At 46.6% G+C, this 18,335-nt stretch carries 17 protein-coding genes and 1 pseudogene; 10 read left to right on the forward strand and 8 right to left on the reverse strand.

Features of this window, described 5'->3' with window-relative positions; genetic code table 11:
- Positions 1-70 precede the first annotated feature (70 nt).
- Positions 71-835, forward strand: a complete 765-nt coding sequence (locus GSQ66_RS01585; protein WP_162425848.1) for a YdcF family protein — start codon at positions 71-73, stop codon at positions 833-835.
- A gap of 138 nt (positions 836-973) precedes the next feature.
- Here the strand turns inward: GSQ66_RS01585 and GSQ66_RS01590 are convergent, their stop codons facing one another.
- On the reverse strand, positions 974-2,338 hold the full coding sequence (locus tag GSQ66_RS01590; RefSeq protein ID WP_162425849.1) for an NAD-dependent succinate-semialdehyde dehydrogenase: 1,365 nt from the start codon (positions 2,336-2,338) through the stop codon (positions 974-976).
- A 218-nt stretch (positions 2,339-2,556) separates the two neighbouring features.
- Between GSQ66_RS01590 and GSQ66_RS01595 the strand changes: the two genes are divergently transcribed.
- The 4 genes and pseudogenes from GSQ66_RS01595 (at position 2,557) to GSQ66_RS01610 (ending at position 5,060) form a co-directional block, all read left to right on the forward strand.
- Positions 2,557-2,892 (forward strand): arsenosugar biosynthesis-associated peroxidase-like protein, encoded by a 336-nt coding sequence (locus GSQ66_RS01595; protein ID WP_162346629.1) that lies wholly within the window; start codon positions 2,557-2,559, stop codon positions 2,890-2,892.
- Positions 2,893-2,895: 3 nt separating this feature from the next.
- A pseudogene (gene arsS, locus GSQ66_RS01600) lies at positions 2,896-3,950 on the forward strand (arsenosugar biosynthesis radical SAM (seleno)protein ArsS).
- Positions 3,951-3,964: 14 nt separating this feature from the next.
- On the forward strand, positions 3,965-4,468 hold the full coding sequence (locus tag GSQ66_RS01605) for a rhodanese-like domain-containing protein (RefSeq protein WP_162425850.1): 504 nt from the start codon (positions 3,965-3,967) through the stop codon (positions 4,466-4,468).
- Positions 4,458-5,060, forward strand: a complete 603-nt coding sequence (locus GSQ66_RS01610) for a TIGR04282 family arsenosugar biosynthesis glycosyltransferase (RefSeq protein WP_162425851.1) — start codon at positions 4,458-4,460, stop codon at positions 5,058-5,060. The genes GSQ66_RS01605 and GSQ66_RS01610 overlap by 11 nt, the downstream gene beginning before the upstream one ends.
- 1 nt (position 5,061) lies before the next feature.
- Here the strand turns inward: GSQ66_RS01610 and GSQ66_RS01615 are convergent, their stop codons facing one another.
- The gene (locus GSQ66_RS01615) at positions 5,062-6,198 is read right to left on the reverse strand and encodes a L,D-transpeptidase family protein (RefSeq protein WP_162425852.1); all 1,137 of its coding nucleotides are present in this window, start codon (positions 6,196-6,198) and stop codon (positions 5,062-5,064) included.
- Positions 6,199-6,340: 142 nt separating this feature from the next.
- On the opposite strand from GSQ66_RS01615, the gene GSQ66_RS01620 reads away from it, so the two are divergent.
- A complete protein-coding gene (locus tag GSQ66_RS01620; RefSeq protein WP_162425853.1) occupies positions 6,341-7,201 on the forward strand; it encodes a hypothetical protein in 861 nt (286 codons plus the stop codon).
- A gap of 10 nt (positions 7,202-7,211) precedes the next feature.
- Entirely contained in the window at positions 7,212-7,895 is a 684-nt protein-coding gene (locus GSQ66_RS01625) for a DUF2461 domain-containing protein (RefSeq protein ID WP_162425854.1), read from the forward strand.
- Between the two features lies 1 nt (position 7,896).
- On the opposite strand, the gene GSQ66_RS01630 is transcribed toward GSQ66_RS01625, so the two are convergent.
- The 3 genes from GSQ66_RS01630 to GSQ66_RS01640 are packed head-to-tail and all read right to left on the reverse strand — an operon-like array spanning position 7,897 to position 11,389.
- The gene (locus GSQ66_RS01630; RefSeq protein WP_162425855.1) at positions 7,897-9,231 is read right to left on the reverse strand and encodes a glycosyltransferase 87 family protein; all 1,335 of its coding nucleotides are present in this window, start codon (positions 9,229-9,231) and stop codon (positions 7,897-7,899) included.
- Entirely contained in the window at positions 9,228-10,688 is a 1,461-nt protein-coding gene (locus tag GSQ66_RS01635) for a glycosyltransferase (RefSeq protein ID WP_162425856.1), read from the reverse strand. The genes GSQ66_RS01630 and GSQ66_RS01635 overlap by 4 nt, the downstream gene beginning before the upstream one ends.
- A gap of 11 nt (positions 10,689-10,699) precedes the next feature.
- On the reverse strand, positions 10,700-11,389 hold the full coding sequence (locus GSQ66_RS01640) for a glycosyltransferase family 2 protein (RefSeq protein WP_162425857.1): 690 nt from the start codon (positions 11,387-11,389) through the stop codon (positions 10,700-10,702).
- Between the two features lie 142 nt (positions 11,390-11,531).
- Here GSQ66_RS01640 and GSQ66_RS01645 point away from each other — a divergent pair, with 142 nt between their 5' ends.
- On the forward strand, positions 11,532-11,999 hold the full coding sequence (locus GSQ66_RS01645) for a peroxiredoxin (protein ID WP_162425858.1): 468 nt from the start codon (positions 11,532-11,534) through the stop codon (positions 11,997-11,999).
- 67 nt (positions 12,000-12,066) lie between these two features.
- On the opposite strand, the gene GSQ66_RS18860 is transcribed toward GSQ66_RS01645, so the two are convergent.
- From GSQ66_RS18860 to GSQ66_RS01660, 3 genes are all read right to left on the reverse strand, one after another.
- Positions 12,067-12,633, reverse strand: a complete 567-nt coding sequence (locus tag GSQ66_RS18860) for a hypothetical protein (protein ID WP_238395779.1) — start codon at positions 12,631-12,633, stop codon at positions 12,067-12,069.
- 306 nt (positions 12,634-12,939) lie between these two features.
- A complete protein-coding gene (locus tag GSQ66_RS01655) occupies positions 12,940-13,176 on the reverse strand; it encodes a hypothetical protein (RefSeq protein WP_162425859.1) in 237 nt (78 codons plus the stop codon).
- 206 nt (positions 13,177-13,382) lie between these two features.
- The gene (locus GSQ66_RS01660) at positions 13,383-14,762 is read right to left on the reverse strand and encodes a neutral/alkaline non-lysosomal ceramidase N-terminal domain-containing protein (RefSeq protein WP_162425860.1); all 1,380 of its coding nucleotides are present in this window, start codon (positions 14,760-14,762) and stop codon (positions 13,383-13,385) included.
- Positions 14,763-14,984: 222 nt separating this feature from the next.
- On the opposite strand from GSQ66_RS01660, the gene GSQ66_RS01665 reads away from it, so the two are divergent.
- The gene (locus tag GSQ66_RS01665; protein WP_162425861.1) at positions 14,985-17,252 is read left to right on the forward strand and encodes a Tex family protein; all 2,268 of its coding nucleotides are present in this window, start codon (positions 14,985-14,987) and stop codon (positions 17,250-17,252) included.
- Positions 17,253-17,483: 231 nt separating this feature from the next.
- Entirely contained in the window at positions 17,484-18,137 is a 654-nt protein-coding gene (locus tag GSQ66_RS01670) for a porin family protein (RefSeq protein ID WP_162425862.1), read from the forward strand.
- Positions 18,138-18,335 lie beyond the last annotated feature (198 nt).

An 18,335-nucleotide genomic window follows, 5' to 3' on the forward strand; every position in this document is an offset into this window, starting at 1 on the left:
TAAAGACGTAATTGCCATTCTGGTAATGCTGCTTGTCTTTCTGCTGCTTTGGCTAATCTTTTAACCTGCTATGTTTTTCCTGTTATCCAAGCTGCTGAACTTTTTTCTGATGCCCATTCTGTGGGTGTTGCTGTTCCTCTTCCTGGCCCTGATTCTGAAGAAACCTAAGTATAAGCGCGGCTTTTTACTGGCGTCGTTAGCGCTGCTTATTGTTTTCTCGAATCCGTTTTTAGAGAACGAAGCCTGGCGCGCCTGGGAAGTTAAAGCCACCCCGGTGAAAGAAGTAGGGCAATATGATGTGGCCATTATACTGACTGGCGTAACCGGCTACCGCGAAGACTTGCCAGACAGAATTCATACTCATAAAGGCGCAGACCGTTTTTTACATCCTTTGCAACTATACCGCCTGGGCAAAATCGAGCAGTTCCTGATTTCAGGGGGCGACGGACGTATAACCGGGACAGCCGTACCCGAAGCGGAACAGCTCGAAAAAATATTGCTGATGGCCGGTGTGGCCGAAGAAGATATTATAACGGAAGCCAACAGCCGCAACACGCACGAAAATGCTGTAAACACAGCCAAGCTGCTGGCAAAACACCCTGAATGGGAAAAGCGTTTGCTGGTAACTTCAGCTTTTCACATGCGCCGCTCCCAGGCCTGCTTTAAAAAAGCAGGTGTAGCAGTTGATGTATATAGCACAGACTTTTATTCGGCTCCAAGGTATCTGACTCCCGACGAAACTATAGTTCCCAATGCAGGCTCGTTCAGTAACTGGCACCTGCTCATCCACGAAATCGCCGGGTATATAGTTTACAAGCTCATGGGATACCTTTAAGTTAGAAAGTTATAAAGTTAGAAAGTTAGAAGGGGAAAGAATAGGAGTGAAAAAAAGTAAGAGTTGTAAATTCTTACCTGAGAAAACTTTACAACTCTTTAAATCCTAAACTTAAAAACTCCTAAACTCACTAACTCCTTACCCTACCCAGATACTTTTCTGGTTCACAAATTCCCGGATGCCCACATAAGACAGCTCACGCCCGTAACCGGATTTTTTAATACCACCAAATGGCATCTCCGGCGAAGAAGCGACCATGGCATTTACAAACACAGCACCGGATGCTACCTGGCGGGCTACTTTTATACCGCGATCATGGTCTTTTGTCCATACGGAGCCGGCTAAACCGAAACGGGAATCGTTTGCAATCCGGATGGCGTCGTCTTCGTCTTTGGCAACTATAAAAGCGGCTACCGGGCCAAACATTTCTTCGTCGTAAGCAGGCATGCCGGGCTTCACATTGGTCAGGATCATCGGTTTAAAGTAGGCGCTGTCTTTGCCTTCGCGTCCGCCATCCAACACAACTTTGGCTCCTTTCTCTATTGATTTTTTCACCTGTTCCTGCAACTCTTCGGCCAGGTCAGGGCGTGCCATTGGCCCGTAATCGCAATCGTCTTTTAGTGGGTCTCCGGTTTTGAGCACAGCCATTTTCTGCTTCATCTTTTCTAAGAAAGTATCGGCTATAGTTTCTACAACTATAAAACGCTTGGCCGCAATACAGCTTTGCCCGGTATTCACCATTCTTGATTTCATCGCGTTCTCAGCCGCCAGTTCCAGGTCCGCATCAGCCAACACTATAAACGGGTCGCTGCCACCCAGCTCTAACACTGTTTTCTTGATCTCTTTACCTGCCGTAGCCGCCACGTGTGCGCCTGCTGCTTCGCTTCCGGTTAAGGTTACAGCTTTTACGGCCGGGTGTTGTATTACGGCATCCACTTCTTTGGAGCCGATCAGCAAGGTGTAAAATACCTCTTCGGGGAAGCCGGCTTTCCGGATTATCTCTTCTATGGCCAAAGCGCATTGCGGCACATTAGAGGCATGTTTCAGCAGGCCGGTATTGCCGGCCATAAGCGCAGGAGCCAGGAAACGGAACACTTGCCAGAACGGGAAATTCCAGGGCATAACAGCCAGTATAACGCCCAGCGGCTCGTACGCGATCAGGCTTTTTTCTGCCTTGGATGCTACTACTTCATCCTTTAAAAAGTCTTCTGCATTTTCAGCGTAATACCGGCAGGCAAGGGCGCATTTTTTAACTTCCGAAATACCGTCTTTCAAAGGCTTTCCCATTTCCAGGGTAATGATGCGGCCGTATTTTTCTGCTTCGTTTTCGAGTATGTCGGCGCATTTCTGCATCAGTTTGGCGCGATCTGCAAAAGTTGTTTTTCGCCAGCTGCTGAAGGCTTTGTCGGCAGCTTCTATTTTCTGGCTGACTTCCTCTGAAGTGTGGGGCTCAAATGTTTTTACCACCTCGTTGGTGGCCGGATTCATAGTTTGGATGGCCATAATATCGTGTTAGTATCAAAAGTAAATATACGCAACGCCTGCCTTACAGACCATAAACTATAGCGGTTTAAACTATAGTTTGTAGCAGTGCGGCATGGTGGCAGGCAGGTGTTTTTTATGAATAGTTTAGTTTTAAGTCTAGCCTGACGTAGCTTTACATATAGTAACCGGAAACAATGAGGCTTGTTACTGCTTTATATCATACGCAACTATAGATTATGGAAAAGACATATTACGACCCGGCCGATCTGAAAAAGTTTGGCGACATAACACAATTACAGCCTGAGATGGGCAACAAGTTTTTTGATTATTACGGGGAGGTTTTTAAAGAAGGCGCCCTGACTGCCCGTGAAAAAGCGTTGATCGCCCTGGCGGTGTCGCATGCAGTGCAGTGCCCGTATTGCATTGACGCCTATACCTCGGATTGTTTGCAGAAAGGCGCTGATGAAAACCAGATGATGGAGGCGGTGCATGTGGCGGCTGCTATAAAAGGAGGCGCGGCGCTGGTGCACGGCGTGCAGATGATGAACAAGATCAAAGAACTTACCATGTAATTTATGGCGCTTTCCGTTACATCGCTTCACAGGCAAAAACACGAATTTTCAGAACCGGCTTACCAGCTTACAGTGCTGCAACAGGGCGCGCAGTTTCCGGAGTTTGCCGCGCAGTTACACCAGCATAACCTTTACCCCCTAAAGCCAACCGGCGCAACTATATTACAGGTAAATGTGGGCAAAATGTGCAACCAGACCTGCCGCCATTGCCACGTCGATGCAGGCCCTGACCGCAAAGAGATCATGACGCGCGAAACGATGCAGCTTTGCCTGGATGCGTTGGCATTATCCCCGAGATCACCACTATAGACTTAACCGGCGGCGCTCCAGAAATGAACCCGGACTTCAGATGGTTTGTAGAGCAGCTTTCGAAGCTTGAGAAACAGATTATTGTGCGCTGCAACCTGACTATCATCCTGGCAAATAAAAAATACCACGACCTGCCGCTTTTTTTTAAAGAACATAAGGTGCAGGTAGTGTCGTCGTTACCATATTTTGCTGCCAGCCGCACCGATGCACAGCGTGGCGATGGCGTGTTTGATAAATCCATAAAAGCGCTGCAACTGCTGAACGAAGTGGGATATGGCAAAGCTGATTCCGGTCTGCAACTCGACCTGGTTTACAATCCGTCGGGCGCATTTTTACCGGCCGCACAACAGGCCCTGGAAGCAGAATTTAAAAGAAGGCTGAAATCTGGTTTCGGTATCGAGTTCAACAACCTTTTCTGCATTACCAACCTGCCCATTAGCCGCTACCTGGAGTACCTGGTGCAAAGCGGCAACTATGAAAACTACATGGAGAAACTGGTGGATGCCTTTAACCCGGCTGCCGCAGCAAGCGTTATGTGCCGCAACACGATCTCGGTTGGCTGGGACGGGTATCTATACGATTGCGACTTCAACCAAATGCTTGCGTTGCACGTTAGCCCAACTGCCCCGCAACATATCCGTGATTTTAACCTGGCAGCCCTTAACAAACGGGACATCATCCTGAATCAGCATTGTTATGGTTGCACAGCAGGAGCCGGCTCCAGTTGCGGCGGACAAACCGTTGCTTAACTTATAGTTGCTTCATGCCGAAACGAATACTCTTTTTAATTTTATTTATAGTTGTGGCCATCGTTTTTACAGACATAGGCAAGCACTATAGTTATAGTTTACTGACCAATATCGTCTCAAACCAGGCGGTGCCCAACATCGATTCTGAAGAGCTTTATAGGTTAGATAAACCCTACGTGTTGCTGGATGTACGAACCCCTGCAGAGTATAAAGTAAGTCATATAAAAGGGGCAAGGCATGTGAACTATAACACTTTTCAGGTAAATGATCAGGCTGATATACGGAAAGATGCGCGGGTTGTCGTTTACTGCTCTGTCGGGGTGCGTAGTTCTAAGGCGGGATTACAATTGCTTGAGGCAGGTTACACAGATGTGCAGCAACTACATGGCGGCATATTCAACTGGGTTAATAATGGCTATCCTGTTTTTGATGCCAATGGCCAGACAAATCGTATACATGGCTATACCCGCTTCTGGGGTTACTGGCTAACGGAAGGTGTTAAAGTATATGGACCATAAAAGACTGCTTTTACTGTTTGTGCGTGCTCCGGAGCTTGGCAAGGTAAAGACCCGCCTGGCTGAAGCCGTTGGCCCCGAAGTAGCCCTCGAGATTTACATACACCTGCTGCAGCACACCCGCCTGGTAACCGAAAAACTGCAAACCGACAAAGCTGTTTATTTTGCTGATGCTATAGTTGATGATGAACTATGGCCTAAGGCAATTTACCAGCATCATTTGCAAACGCAGGGAGATCTGGGCCGGAAAATGCAGGCTGCTTTTGAAGATGCTTTTGCTGCAGGTTATAGTTCGGTCGTAATTATCGGGAGCGATTGCAAGCAGCTGACGCAGGAAATAATTGAACAGGCTTTTGATGCATTGCAGACACATGAAGTAGTGATCGGTCCGGCGCTGGATGGCGGGTATTATTTGCTGGGCATGAACAAACTATACCCGGAGCTTTTCCGGAACAAACCCTGGAGCACATCAACTGTTTTTGCCGAGACATTGTACGATGTGGAGCGACTCCATTTATCGCATAAATTGTTGCCTGAGCTCTCGGATGTAGACCACATGGAAGATGTGGATTTTGACTGGCTGGCGGATTCCTGAACTATAGATTCGCACTTTCATAGCCATACACATCATTCCTGAACTGAACTTTGCCATCCTGGTCCACCCAGCAGGTCTGGTAAATAATGTATAGTGGCATCGGCTTCCTGATTCTCAGGTACAGGTTTCGGTCCCACCTTGCCAGTAGTTCCTTCGCTTTCTTTTCCGGCTGGTCTGAGCGTTGCTGCAGCAGGTATAAGGCCAGTTCGTACGGTTTCTCCACCCTGATACAGCCATGACTAAAATCGCGTTGCTCGGACTTGAACAGCTCTTTTCGTGGTGTGTCGTGCATATACTGATCTACCTTGCTGTTGTACAGAAACTTAAGCTTACCCAACTCATTTTGTTTACCCGGCAGCTGCACGATCTGGTAGTTGAAATTAGCCGCATTTACCTTACGCCAGTTTACCCGCCATGGGTTTATCTGCCTGCCATGCAGGTACACGCGCATGTTGCGTTTGTACAGGTAATTGGGGTTCCGGCGAAGAATAGGAACGATCTCGTTCACGGAAATAGACTTAGGCAGATTCCAGTTAGGGTTAACAACTATACTAAGCAGTTCGGTTTTGTTCAGGTAGGTAGGCGACCTTTTTTTACCAACTATAGCGCGCATTTGCAGCAGCACTTTATTACTATCTGCCAGGTATAGTTTAAAATCCGGGATATTGATGATAATGGCTGGAAAGTCGATATCAGTACAGGTTGTTTGCCAGCGTTGCAGGTTTGCCTGCAGCAATTTAAGCTTCTGGGATGGCCGTACATTTAAAGCAGCCACCGTTTGCGGGCCTATCCGCCCATCAGCTTTAATGCCGTGCCGTTTCTGAAAATTTATAGTTGCCGCCACTAACAGCGAATCATACACCAAAGTTGAATCAAAGTTCTCTGCCAGAAGGTCTTTGGTGAGCAATAAGTTGTGCTGAAGTTTGGGCACAGCCACATTCGTATCGCCGGGGCTCAGGCGCAGGTCCGACGGTAAGGTATTCCATTCATTTACATCAGCGATGCAGGTGTAGAGTTCGATGGCCTGCTGCATTAGCTGCGCCTGCCGCTCCGGGTTTAACCAGGCCGGTTCGGCAAGTTGCGCCATACCCCGCAAAGGGAGCAACAACAAAAGCACCGCTGCAAACAGGTAAAACATGATTTATAATGAGAGAGTCCGTAATTTTGTCTACGGAGTTACGCATCTATAGTATAGTTTTGTCCTGATAACCTTTTGGTTTTAACCTGGTTACTGATTAAGCTATAAATATCAGCGCGTATTATTTCAATCAAATAGCTACATGCACTCTATCAAACTATACGGTTTCTGTTTTATATTTTTTATGCTGGCCGCCTGCTCGACCCCGGATGCATCAGAGCAGGAAACTAATAGGCACGAAACTATAAAGGCGCACTTCAATACTGACTGGGCGATGAACAAACTATGGGACGATGGCCTGGCGGAAGTTGCGGTCTATGATGCGGAGCGGGTGGTGTATGGCAATAAGCGGGAATTCGAGTTTACCATGATCACGGTTAAAGAGGATTTTAACAGCGAATACAACGTAAAAACCGAAAACTATAACCGCGATGACCTGTTCCCGGTGATGAAGATAAACCAACTCTGTCGCATCCCTACGGATAACTATCCTTATCATTACCTGACTTCCGTATTTGTGCATCGCCAATACCCATGGGATCTGCATAAACTTACCACATCGTCGCAGGAGTGGTGCGGCAACACGTTTAAGTCTATCACCAGGGGCCGGAATTTCATCCTGAACTATAGTTCTTATTTTGATGGGCAAGGCGAAGGGACCTGGCAGCTCCCAACTGATTTGTTATTTGAAGACCAGTTACCATATAGTTTGCGTGCGCTTCGATTTGAAAACAAGCCTACCTTTAACGTAACTATAGCCGAAACGCAGCAGACCAACAAAGCAGCACAGCCGAAAGAATATGACGCCACTGTTACAACCATTGCCGCAACTATAGCTGGCAAAGCGACCTGGCTGGTAAATGTGCATCTGGCACCAAACAAAGTAAACCAGTACTGGTTTGCTACGGCATATCCGAACACATTAATCCGGCAAAAAACCTGGGATGGCCGTACACTGGAACTGAAAAAAATAAGCCGCTACGCCTACTGGCAAGGAAATTAAAAACAGCAATATGTCAGCAACTATAGCTAAAAGCACAATCAATTTTTTAAGCGACCTTAGCCGCAACAACACCCGCGAATGGTTCGCCGAAAACAAGCCGCGTTACGAAACCGCCCGAAAAGATCTCCTTGGTTTCCTGGATGAGATGCTGAAAGAGATGGCGCATTTTGAGCCAATAGCCAGCACACAAACAGGCAAAGACCTGGTCTTTAGAATCTATAGGGATGTGCGCTTTTCGAATGATAAACGGCCTTACAAAGATCATTTCGGGGCGTATGTGGCAGATGGTGGGCGTAAATCCATACTTCCGGGCTACTACCTGCACCTGGCGGGCAACAACAATTCTTTCCTGGCCGGCGGACTCTGGATGCCACCTGCCAATTACCTGAAAGCAGTGCGACAGGAAATAGACTATAGCCTGGATGAGCTGAAAGGAATAGTGGAGGCGCCAGCTTTTAAAAAGAAGTTTGGTGAACTACAGGGGGAGCAACTGAAAACCACACCAAAAGGCTACGACAAAGAAAACCCGGCCATCGAATACCTGCGCTTTAAAAGCTGGAATGCCGTCATGCCACTCTCTGATAAAGTTGTGTTGGGTAACGATTTTATGGATGTGGTACTGGATGGTTTTAAAAGCCTGAAACCATTTAACGATTTCCTGACTGCACCTTTAAAAGAGATAGGAAAAGACTAGGCTATTTCAGGTTTACGTGATGGCGTTGCTGGCGGTAGAGGTAAATCTCTACCACTAGCCAAAGCACAACTATTGTATATTCCAGTATAATCAGGACGGTATCTTCAGAATAAGTGCTGGTGCGATAAGCGCTGTAACTTAAAATGGCCAGACCCGACCAAACGATAGCAAACCTGAAATTACTGGCTGCTGTGAGCGCAACCAACGTGGTGATGTACCACGGATGTACCGTTGTGGCAAGCAGCAAGTAAATAGTAAGCGCAGCAGCCATGTAGCCGGTAAGCCTTTTCACGGAGCCCAGTTTCTTCACTGCCGCCATCGACATAACTATAGCAAAAGTAGCCAGCGAAAGTAAGGGGCCGATCACAGCGATCTGGTTATAGCCTGTTACCTGTATGCCAACCCATCGCAGCAGATAATACACACTTGCATTAAACTCAAATTTCAGAAAGTAGAGGTTCAGGCTGCTGGCGAAGAGCTCTATCACGGCCAGGTTTATCAGCGGTAAACAAATTACTAAAAGCGTAAGCCCGACAGCCGTTAAAAAGTACACAAACTGCCTGGTTCCCAGCTTGCGCCACATAAATGGCAGAAATAAAAGGGGCAGTAACTTAACCCCGACCGCAAGACCGAAAGCGCAGCCCGCCCATACCACACGCTGGTAAAAAAGCTGGTACAGGCCAAGAAGCACAAAAAATATCGTCAATGCTTCGAAGTGCAGGTTGCCAGTCAGCTCCAGAATTACGAGTGGGTTCAGGGCATACAGTAATACATAGCCATCCGGCAAGCCCATTTTGCGCAATAACCGCAAAAGCAGAAACATATTCAGCACCTCTGCAATCAGGATCACAACCCGAATGACAACAACGCTGCCGGTAATACTTTCTGGGGAGAGCTTTGCTGACAACCAGAAAACAGCCTGCGCAACAGGGGGGTACACACTATAATATTCTGGTGAGTTGAGTTGTCGGAAAAGCGCATCGTTAATGCCGGAAACTATAGTTGCACCTTCCTGCATAAAATAGCTGGGCAAGTATAAGTAAGGGTTTACACCCGCCGCCAGCAGCCTTCCATCCCAGATAAAACGGAAATAATCATCAGACAGCAGGGGAGTGGCCAGCAGCAAGATCACCCTGAAAACGATGGCAGCACCTATGCCATGCCATACAGGTAAACGCTGGTTTACGACATATACATATCCCAAAAAGCAGGCAGCAAACAACCATACCAGCTGTGCGAAATTCTCACGCGGTGTAGCATACCCAAGCACAGCATACACGACCGCCGAAACGCCTAGTACACTATAAGCCGCTATAGTTCGCTTTTGTAAGGTCATGCTTTTTTATGATGTGCCAAGGTATAAAAAAACACCAATCCGAAGCCAGTTGCCAGCATAAAATGGAAAGGCAGTAAACCATAGTCTTTCAGGTGCAGACCAAGCCAGATCGCCCAGGCAAAATAGAGCGCCAGCAAACCTTCGAGCCATGTAACTATACTTATGCCGGGAAGTGTGTAAAGCTTCTTTTTCCAATTGTCCTGCGGCTGTACCAGGTTGTATTTCGGAGTCCGGATGAAAGGGGTTTTGCGCCCCAGATACCCTTCCAGCACAGCCACGCTGTTGTGCAACGACATTCCCATCGACATGGTCAGGAACAGTAGAAAATCAGGTATAAAGCGGAGGCCGGCTTTACCTGTTTGCCGGCTTGCAGAAACCCAGTAAAAAATGACAAGCGCCAGCAGGCTAACTATAAAAAGTGTACCCAACTGAAACAGCCACTGCAATTGCGGATTATGTTCTTTAATAAGCAGCACCGGAACAGAAAGTATAGCGGTAAGCAACACGCAAATAAAGACACTGCTGTTTAATAAATGGAACAGTGCATGCAGTTTAGCTTTTACGGGCTTTGGAGAGAGCAGCACGTTGGATAGATGTTTACGGGCAGTCTCGGCAGCCCCTTTGGTCCAGCGGTATTGCTGCGATTTAAGGCCGTTCATTTCGGCTGGCAACTCCGCCGGAGATACTGTCTGCTGCTGATACACAAATTTCCAGCCTTTCAGCTGTGCCCGGTAGCTCAGGTCCAGGTCTTCGGTTAGGGTATCGGCTTGCCAGCCACCTGCATCAACTATACAGGCTTTGCGCCAGACACCGGCCGTGCCATTAAAGTTTATAAAGTAGTTGCCGTTGCTGCGGCCTTGCTGCTCTACCGTAAAATGTGCATCCAGCCCGAAGGCCTGCAATCGGGTAAGCATGGAGTAATCTCTGTTCAGATGTCCCCAACGGGTTTGCACAACACCAATCTCCGGGCTTGTAAAGGCAACTATAGTTCGCATCAGAAAATCAGGGGAAGGCACAAAATCAGCATCAAAAATAGCAATGAACTCCCCAGTTGCCGTTTGGAGGCCATGTTGCAGGGCGCCCGCTTTAAAGCCCGTGCGGTCGCTTCGTCTTACATGTTCTATTGTTAAGCCATTTTTCCGCAGCAGCTTTACTTTTTCAGAGATTATAGTGGTGGTGTCGTCGGTAGAGTCATCCAGGAGCTGTATCTGTAGGTTTACTTTGGGATAATCAAAAGCGGCAACAGCATCTATTAACCGCGAAATAACATAGCGCTCGTTGTAAACGGGCAATTGCACCGTTACAGCTGGCCATTCCTGTGGAGCTATAGTTGGAGTTTGTTTTGGAGAACGGGTTAGATACAACCAGGTAAGGTGCAGCTGCACCAGGCTGTAACAGAATATAAAGGCCAGGCAAAGACTATAAATCACTATTACTATAGTTGCTACCAGCGTCATCCGTTATGCGGTTACATGTACCTAAATATCGTGAAAATAATCTTATAGCCGGCCAGCACCGTGCCTTTTATCGTTCCGGACACTTTAGAAACTCCAATGCGTTTACGATACGACACAGGAACTTCAACGGACCGGACATGCTGCTTAGCTGCTTTGGCCTGCATTTCTACGGTCCAGCCATAGGTACGGTCCTGCATATTCAACCCCAGAAGCGTGTCCAGTTTTATTGCCCGGAAAGGCCCGAGGTCAGTATAGGTAACCCCGTAAAGTAAGTGCAATAGTTTTGTAGCCAGCCAGTTACCAAATAATTGCTGTGGCAGCAACGAGCCGGCCTCCCTTTTACCCAGCACACGCGACCCGATCACCATGTCGGCATCACCGTCAACTATAGGTTTTAAAAGTACATCCATCTCCTGCGGAAAATCTGAAAAATCACCATCCAGGAAAACAATTATATCAGGACGCAACGCTGATGGTTTAGCTGACGCATAGGCAATTCCTTTCAGGCAGGCATGACCGTAACCCGCTTTTGGCTCGTGCAAAACGGTGGCCCCGGCCAGGCGGGCTGTCTCGGCGGTGCGGTCGCTGGAGTTGTTGTTTACCACGATCACGTCTGCTACAAACGCAGGAATGGCTGCTACTACTTTGCCAATAGAAAGCTCTTCGTTATAGGCCGGGATGATGACGTTTACGCGTAACATAGTTCAGGTTGATCTGCAAAGATGTCCATTTATAGTTAAGGATGCCAAAAACCAACTTACCTTTAGCATTATTAAGTAATTACTATATATTGGCAACCTTTACTGCAGAAGTTTGTTTAAGTATGCAAGTAATTAACCCCATATGAGCGAAAAAATAAATGTCGGAGATAAGGCTCCGGATTTTGAATTGATTAAACCGGACGGCAGCATGTTCAGGCTAAAGGATCAGCTGAAAGACACCAACGTGGTGCTGTACTTTTACCCGAAAGACAATACGCCCGGCTGCACCAAACAAGCCTGCGGGTTCCGCGATCAGTATGAGGTGTTTAAAGAGCACGAAGCTGAAGTGGTGGGCATCAGTTCAGACAACTCCGACTCGCATGATAAATTTGAGCGCAGCCATCGCCTTCCGTTCGTGCTGCTGAGCGATACAGATAACAAGGTGCGCAACCTGTTTGGTGTACCACGTAAATTTGGCATTATCCCCGGTCGTGTTACCTATGTTATAGATAAGAATGGTATAGTCCGTTATATTTTTAACTCGATGACCAGGCCGCTGGAACACGTTAAAAATGCGCTGGATGTGCTGAAAGACATAGAAAAGAAATAAAACAAAAAGGCCTGCAAATGAGATGCAGGCCTTTTTGTCTTAGGGTTCAACTATAGTTTGTAACCGGTTAACGTACCAGTTTCAGTTGTTTCTTGTTGTAGTAATCAACCTGTAAGAAACCATACTGCTTGTTGAAAAGAACTTTCTTTACGCTATTTATCTTTATGCTATCTGCTTTAACCTCAAACACATCCGTATACACTTTGCCTCCCACTTCTAAGGTTTGGTATGTTGGTTTATTCTGATCTAACGTCCAGGCGTTTACGTTGTCTACAGCAATTTTTACCTGCAAAGAGTCAGGCCGCTTTAAGATGTAAGTGTAAAAGGTAGAGTATTTCCCGGTAGTGTCTGCAAGTTGGGCAGTAACCTGGGTGTCAAGCTTTTCCAGGCAATCGTCTGATACCGAAGCACCTTCTCCGGGAACATTCTGGCCCAGAAAACCAACGAATTTATAAGATCTGATCAGGGTGTCTCTTTCGTCCTTGTACACAGGTTTGTCTCCGGGTTTGTAAACAAGCCATTCGTTGTCTGCCAGAGTAGGATAGGTTATAGTTGGGTTCTCGCACGTTTCGCAGGAGTAAAGAAATAAGCTGCCAAATAGTAAAGAGAAAATAGTGGTAATAGTTTTTTTCATGGGTAGTGTTAATTTTTAAGAGATGCAAAATACAGTATAATCAGCTATAAATGAAATATTTTACATAAAGCTACGAATTTTGCAAAAACAAAATGTTATAACATTGTTCTGAATATTAAATATTGCTGATACTTACTGGAGGATTCAGATTTGAAGGCCTGCAATTATAGGAAAGAGAGGAGAATACAGAGCATAAAAAAACTGCCGGCTCACAAAAGCTTCAGCAAAAAAAGTAATATCAACACTACCCAACAATCTGCTTTTTCCGCTAAATGCTCTGCTCTGCCGGCAGTTATATCTTACTACTTATTTCTGGTTTACAGGTACAGGTTGTGGTTTAAGTTTCGGGCGAAGAACCAGCCATAGAAATGTACCGGCTATAGTACCCGAGAAAAATGTAAACACTGTAACTGCCCAGCCATTAATTCCGCGCAACTCTGCATCGTAATAAACCCAGGTTAAAATAAAACCCAGTAAAGCGATGTATATTAAAAAAGTTGCCAGTATTACAGCCGACGTAATATAAGGCATCAAAAATTCCATTTTATAAACGTATTAGTTAACTATAAGCAGCACAAAATTGCACTGGCATTTGTATGTTAAACTAACAGGAAGCGGAATAGTTTAGGATATTTTAAAGAATATAGTAGGAATGTGAGTATTGTGCAACAAGATTCATTGCATTATTCTATAGTATAAGCTTTTGGTAATTGAATGAGTTGCCGGAAGTTTAGCTGAAACCACTGAAACTATAGTTGCTGTTTTGCTGCTTTTGGCTGCTGGTATGCCTGTAGTACCTTTTTAAATATTTCCGTAAGATAATCTCCTCCCCATTTTCCATAAAAGTTCATATCGCGCACTTCATATTCATCTAAATTATAATGCCGCGACGGCGTTAAATAGCCCATGTAACCACCGTTAAAGCCGGTAACTATAAGCTTCTTGTTTTGCTGCGCGGCCAGCGGTTCCAGGTCTTTCATAAACTCACCGGAATAATCGGCGGGAGCACCCAGGAGTAGAATATTACCTAACTGTAACGAACTTACAAACGAAGGGTAATTGCCAAACAAACTATAGAAAAGCCAGGGTGACAGGTGGTAATTATCGCCGAGTCTGAACTCAGGTTCCGGTAACGATAAGGGCAACCTGCTGTAGCCAAGCGTATTTACGTAGCTCATTTCTATAGTTGGCAACTCCGGAACTATAGTACGCGCCAGTTGCGTACCCAGCGAGTCTACACTCCGGAAAGAGTCCTGATGGTGGTAAATGGGCTTATGGCTGGCAACGGCTCCTGCCGAAAAAGCAGCAAAATCCACGTGTTTTTCCAGCGCATCCACAAAGGCACCCGGGTAATCCCTGGATAAAATAAGCTGTTTGGAAGGAAGTACGGTTGCATGCGCTGAAAAAGTAGCCAGTACAGCCACATCACCATCTGCCTGCTCAAACTTTAAAAACCGAACCGTAGTGTCGCGCACGCTTTCCTCCCCGTTCAGCCTGTTGCCTACCAGGTGCCCGGCGTAGGCTTTTCCGTAACCTACTTTAGCAATTTCAGCATTGGCACGGGCAAGTTGTATACTTTGGATGATCTGCTCTGTGGTTTTGTTCAGCTGCTCCTGGCTATAGTTTCCGGCCATCACCCAACCCATTAATTTCTCGCCCCATCCGCCAAAACTGGTGTGCGTGTGCGTAGCCGAAAGGTATAGTTGCGCTGGTTTAAGCCCGGCTTTCACACTTGCCTCATTAAGGGCAGCGGTTAAGGTCATGGGCGTTATCAGCATATCCAGCGCTATAAAATAAGCTTCCTGTTTGCCGTTGTTAAAGGCAAAAGTGCGCACGTAGGCTGAGTCGTGCACTTCGGTGTATTTTTTACCTAACCGTTTGCCGTACCCTGCCAGCGGGAACGGAGGAGGAGGTGTGATGCTCAGCTTTGCCCAGCCAACTTTAAGCGTATCGCCCTCCGAAATTACCGGTTGCTGTTGCCGGAGTGTCGTTACCGTTTCTTTATAGTAAGCGGTCTCGGTATAGGGCGTAGCATCATTACGACGGATTGCGCAGGCCAGCAGCAACAGCAGAGGCAGCACGAAAAAAAGCGCTTTCCGCAAAAATCTATAGTTGGGTCTCTTTTTCAAACAATGCAAGTTACTACAATTTTTTAGCTCACTTTGCAGGCACTTTATACAATTTTCCGGTCGAAACAAGTTTACGGTTTGGCTTTTAAACTATAAATTTGGCTTTCTGATAATCCGGTAACGACCAGGTGAGCTTGAGACTGCGGGTAATAGCGCCGGATAAACGATAACAGACATTTACTTAACCTTACTTAATAAACTGAGCTTTTCAGTTACTTGCCTATGGAGTTCAATATAAACCATTTGCTTAAGATCTCTTCTGAGCTGAACATTACGATCAAACAGATCGAGGCGACAGCTACGTTGCTGGATGAAGGTGCTACCGTACCATTCATTTCCCGTTACCGGAAAGAAGCTACCGGCTCCCTGGATGAAGTACAAATCGCTGCCATCCGCGACAGGATGGAGCAATTGCGTGAGCTGGATAAGCGCCGCGAAAGTATCCTGAAATCAATCCGTGAGCAGGAAAAACTGACGCCGGAACTGGAAGAGCAGATTATGGCTGCCGAAACAATGGCTGTGCTGGAAGATATTTACCTGCCTTATAAGCCAAAGCGCCGTACCAAAGCAACTATAGCCCGCGAAAAAGGACTGGAGCCATTGGCACAGCGCCTGTTTGAGCAGGAAAATTTTGACGTGGAAGGGGAAGCGGCTAACTATATTTCGGAAGAGAAAGAAGTAAAAGATACTGCCGAAGCCCTTGCCGGTGCCCGTGATATCATGGCCGAGTGGATGAACGAGAACGCTGAAGCACGCGCCAGTATGCGCCAGCTTTTCGAGAAGAATGGCGTGTTTAAGAGCCGGGTGATGCTGGGCAAGGAAGAAGAAGGCCAGAAGTTCAAGGATTACTTTGAGTGGGAAGAGCCGATCGAGAAAGCTCCGTCGCACCGCATACTGGCCATGCGCCGCGGCGAAACTGAAAACGTGCTGATGCTGAGTGCCCAGCCTGAAGAGGAAGCAGCGATCGAAAAACTGGAGGCCATGTTCGTAAAAGGCAATAATGCGGCATCGGAGCAGGTTAGGATGGCAGCTAAAGATTGTTATAAGCGCATGCTTAAAATGAGCATGGAGACCGAAGTACGCCTGAGCTCAAAAAAACGCGCCGACGAAGAAGCCATACGTGTATTTGCCGATAACCTGCGCCAGTTGCTTCTTTCTTCGCCGCTTGGTCAGAAAACAGTATTAGCCCTCGATCCTGGATTCAGAACGGGTGTAAAGTCGGTTGTACTGGATAAACAAGGCAAACTGCTGCACAACGAAACGATTTACCCGCACACTGGGCAACATAAAGAGCAGGAAGCAGCACAAGCTGTACGCTACATGGTTACCCGCTTTGAAGTGGAGGCCATTGCTATCGGTAACGGTACTGCCAGCCGCGAAACAGAAGCATTTGTGAAGAGCCTTAAATTGCCGGCTTCGGTTATGGTAGTAATGGTGAACGAGAGTGGTGCATCTATTTATTCGGCTTCAGAAGTTGCCCGCGAGGAGTTCCCTAATCAGGATGTGACGGTTCGTGGCGCTGTTTCCATTGGGCGCCGTTTAATGGACCCGCTTGCCGAACTGGTAAAGATCGACCCGAAAAGTATTGGTGTAGGCCAGTACCAGCACGATGTGGATCAGTCTGCGCTTAAACACTCGCTGGATGATGTGGTGATGAGCTGCGTGAATGCCGTGGGTGTGGAAGTGAATACTGCCAGCAAGCAGCTGTTAACCTATGTTTCAGGCTTAGGTCCTGCTTTGGCCCAGAATATAGTGGAGTACCGCAACGAGAACGGACCGTTTAAAACCCGCACCGAACTGAAAAAAGTTGCCCGCCTGGGCGAAAAGGCTTTTGAGCAGGCAGCTGGTTTCCTTCGTATCCGAAATGCTAAAAATCCGCTGGATGCATCGGCTGTACACCCGGAAAGCTACCCTATAGTGGAGCAAATGGCAAAAGACCTGGGTGTAACCGTTCTGGACCTGATGCAGAAAGATGAGCTTCGCAAGCAGATCAACCTGAAGAAGTATGTAACCGAAACCGTAGGTTTGCCAACGCTACAGGATATAGTTAGCGAGTTAGCAAAGCCAGGACGTGACCCGCGCCAGACCTTTGAGGCTTTCAGTTTTACAGAAGGCGTGAACGAGATAAAAGACCTGCGTGAGGGCATGAAACTGCCGGGCATTGTTACCAACATAACTGCTTTCGGCGCTTTCGTGGATATCGGGGTGCACCAGGACGGCCTGGTACACGTGAGTCATTTATCTGACCGCTTTGTAACCAACCCGCATGATGTGGTAAAAGTTGGGCAGAAGGTAGAAGTTACGGTGCTGGAAGTGGATGCCAACCGCAAACGCATATCCCTTAGTATGAAAGGCGATCCGGCTGCTCCTAAGCCAGCCAGAGATGGCGGTAATAGAGACCGTAACAACAAAACTGCGGGCAAAAAAGAAGAAGAGCCGATGGATGACTTCCAGGCGAAGCTTGCCAAGCTGAAGGGGATGTTTAAGTAGTAAGTGTTTTAAAATTTATAGTTTATTTAAGGGCATAGCTGCAGCTATGCCCTTTTTTATTGCCACAAATTGTAACATAAGGTATAAAATTGAGTCTTATCAAAAATATAAGGCATAGCGTATATCACATATTGTGGCTTTAACCGTTTAAGTATTGATATGCAGGGATTCAGGCTTGCGTTTATAGTTATTTTAGTTCATCAGTCTAATTCAATACTTTTCTAACCCTTTATGAATATCAGATTTATTCTTGCACTGCTGTTTATGCTAGGTTTTGGATTTAATTCAATGGCACAAACAATTTCAGTTGGACCCCGCCTGGGCGTTAACTTTGGTACTCAGAAAATTCCAGGATCAGATGCTGACTTTGCCAAAAACTGGAATGATAATGCTGAAGCTAATACCGGCCTGCAGATTGGTGGAGTAGCTAATATTAAATTTAACGAAACATTTTCTGTTCAGCCGGAGCTGTTGTTTACCCAGAAAGGCTACAAGTATGAAGGTGATACCAGGTCGGTGACTGGGAAGTACGATTACCTGGAGCTACCAGTATTGGCTAAAATATCGTTTGGCTCACCCGATTTTCAGGGGTTTATAACGGCAGGGCCGACATTTGGGTACTGGGCAAGCGGTAAAGATACCTACAAAATTGGCGGCTCTGAATTCAGCGAAGATGTAGATTTTGATAATGATAATTATATTGAGAACCGGTCAGAAATTGGTGGAAGTATTGGTGTCGGGTTTGCAGCTTACTTAGGCGGCGGCTCACTAAATTTTGACGTACGCTATGGTGCTGGCTTTTCGAGTGTTTATGATTCTTCCGATGACGATAAGTTAAAGAACAGAGGCATCAGCGTTTCTTTAGCTTACCTGTTTAGCTTGTAAATTGTAATTGATACAATAGTTAAAAAGGCCTTGCGAAAGCAAGGCCTTTGTTGTTTTCACCGCATCTGACTTGTTATAAAACTATAGCAGGTGTATTTTCTGTTGGCATACTTAAATTATGCAAACGAATTAGAATAATAAGATAAGTTTTTGGGCTGCTGGTAACTATAGGTAATTTCTGGCGCAAGCAGCCCAATG

Source organism: Pontibacter pudoricolor, assembly GCF_010092985.1.
GTDB lineage: Bacteria > Bacteroidota > Bacteroidia > Cytophagales > Hymenobacteraceae > Pontibacter > Pontibacter pudoricolor.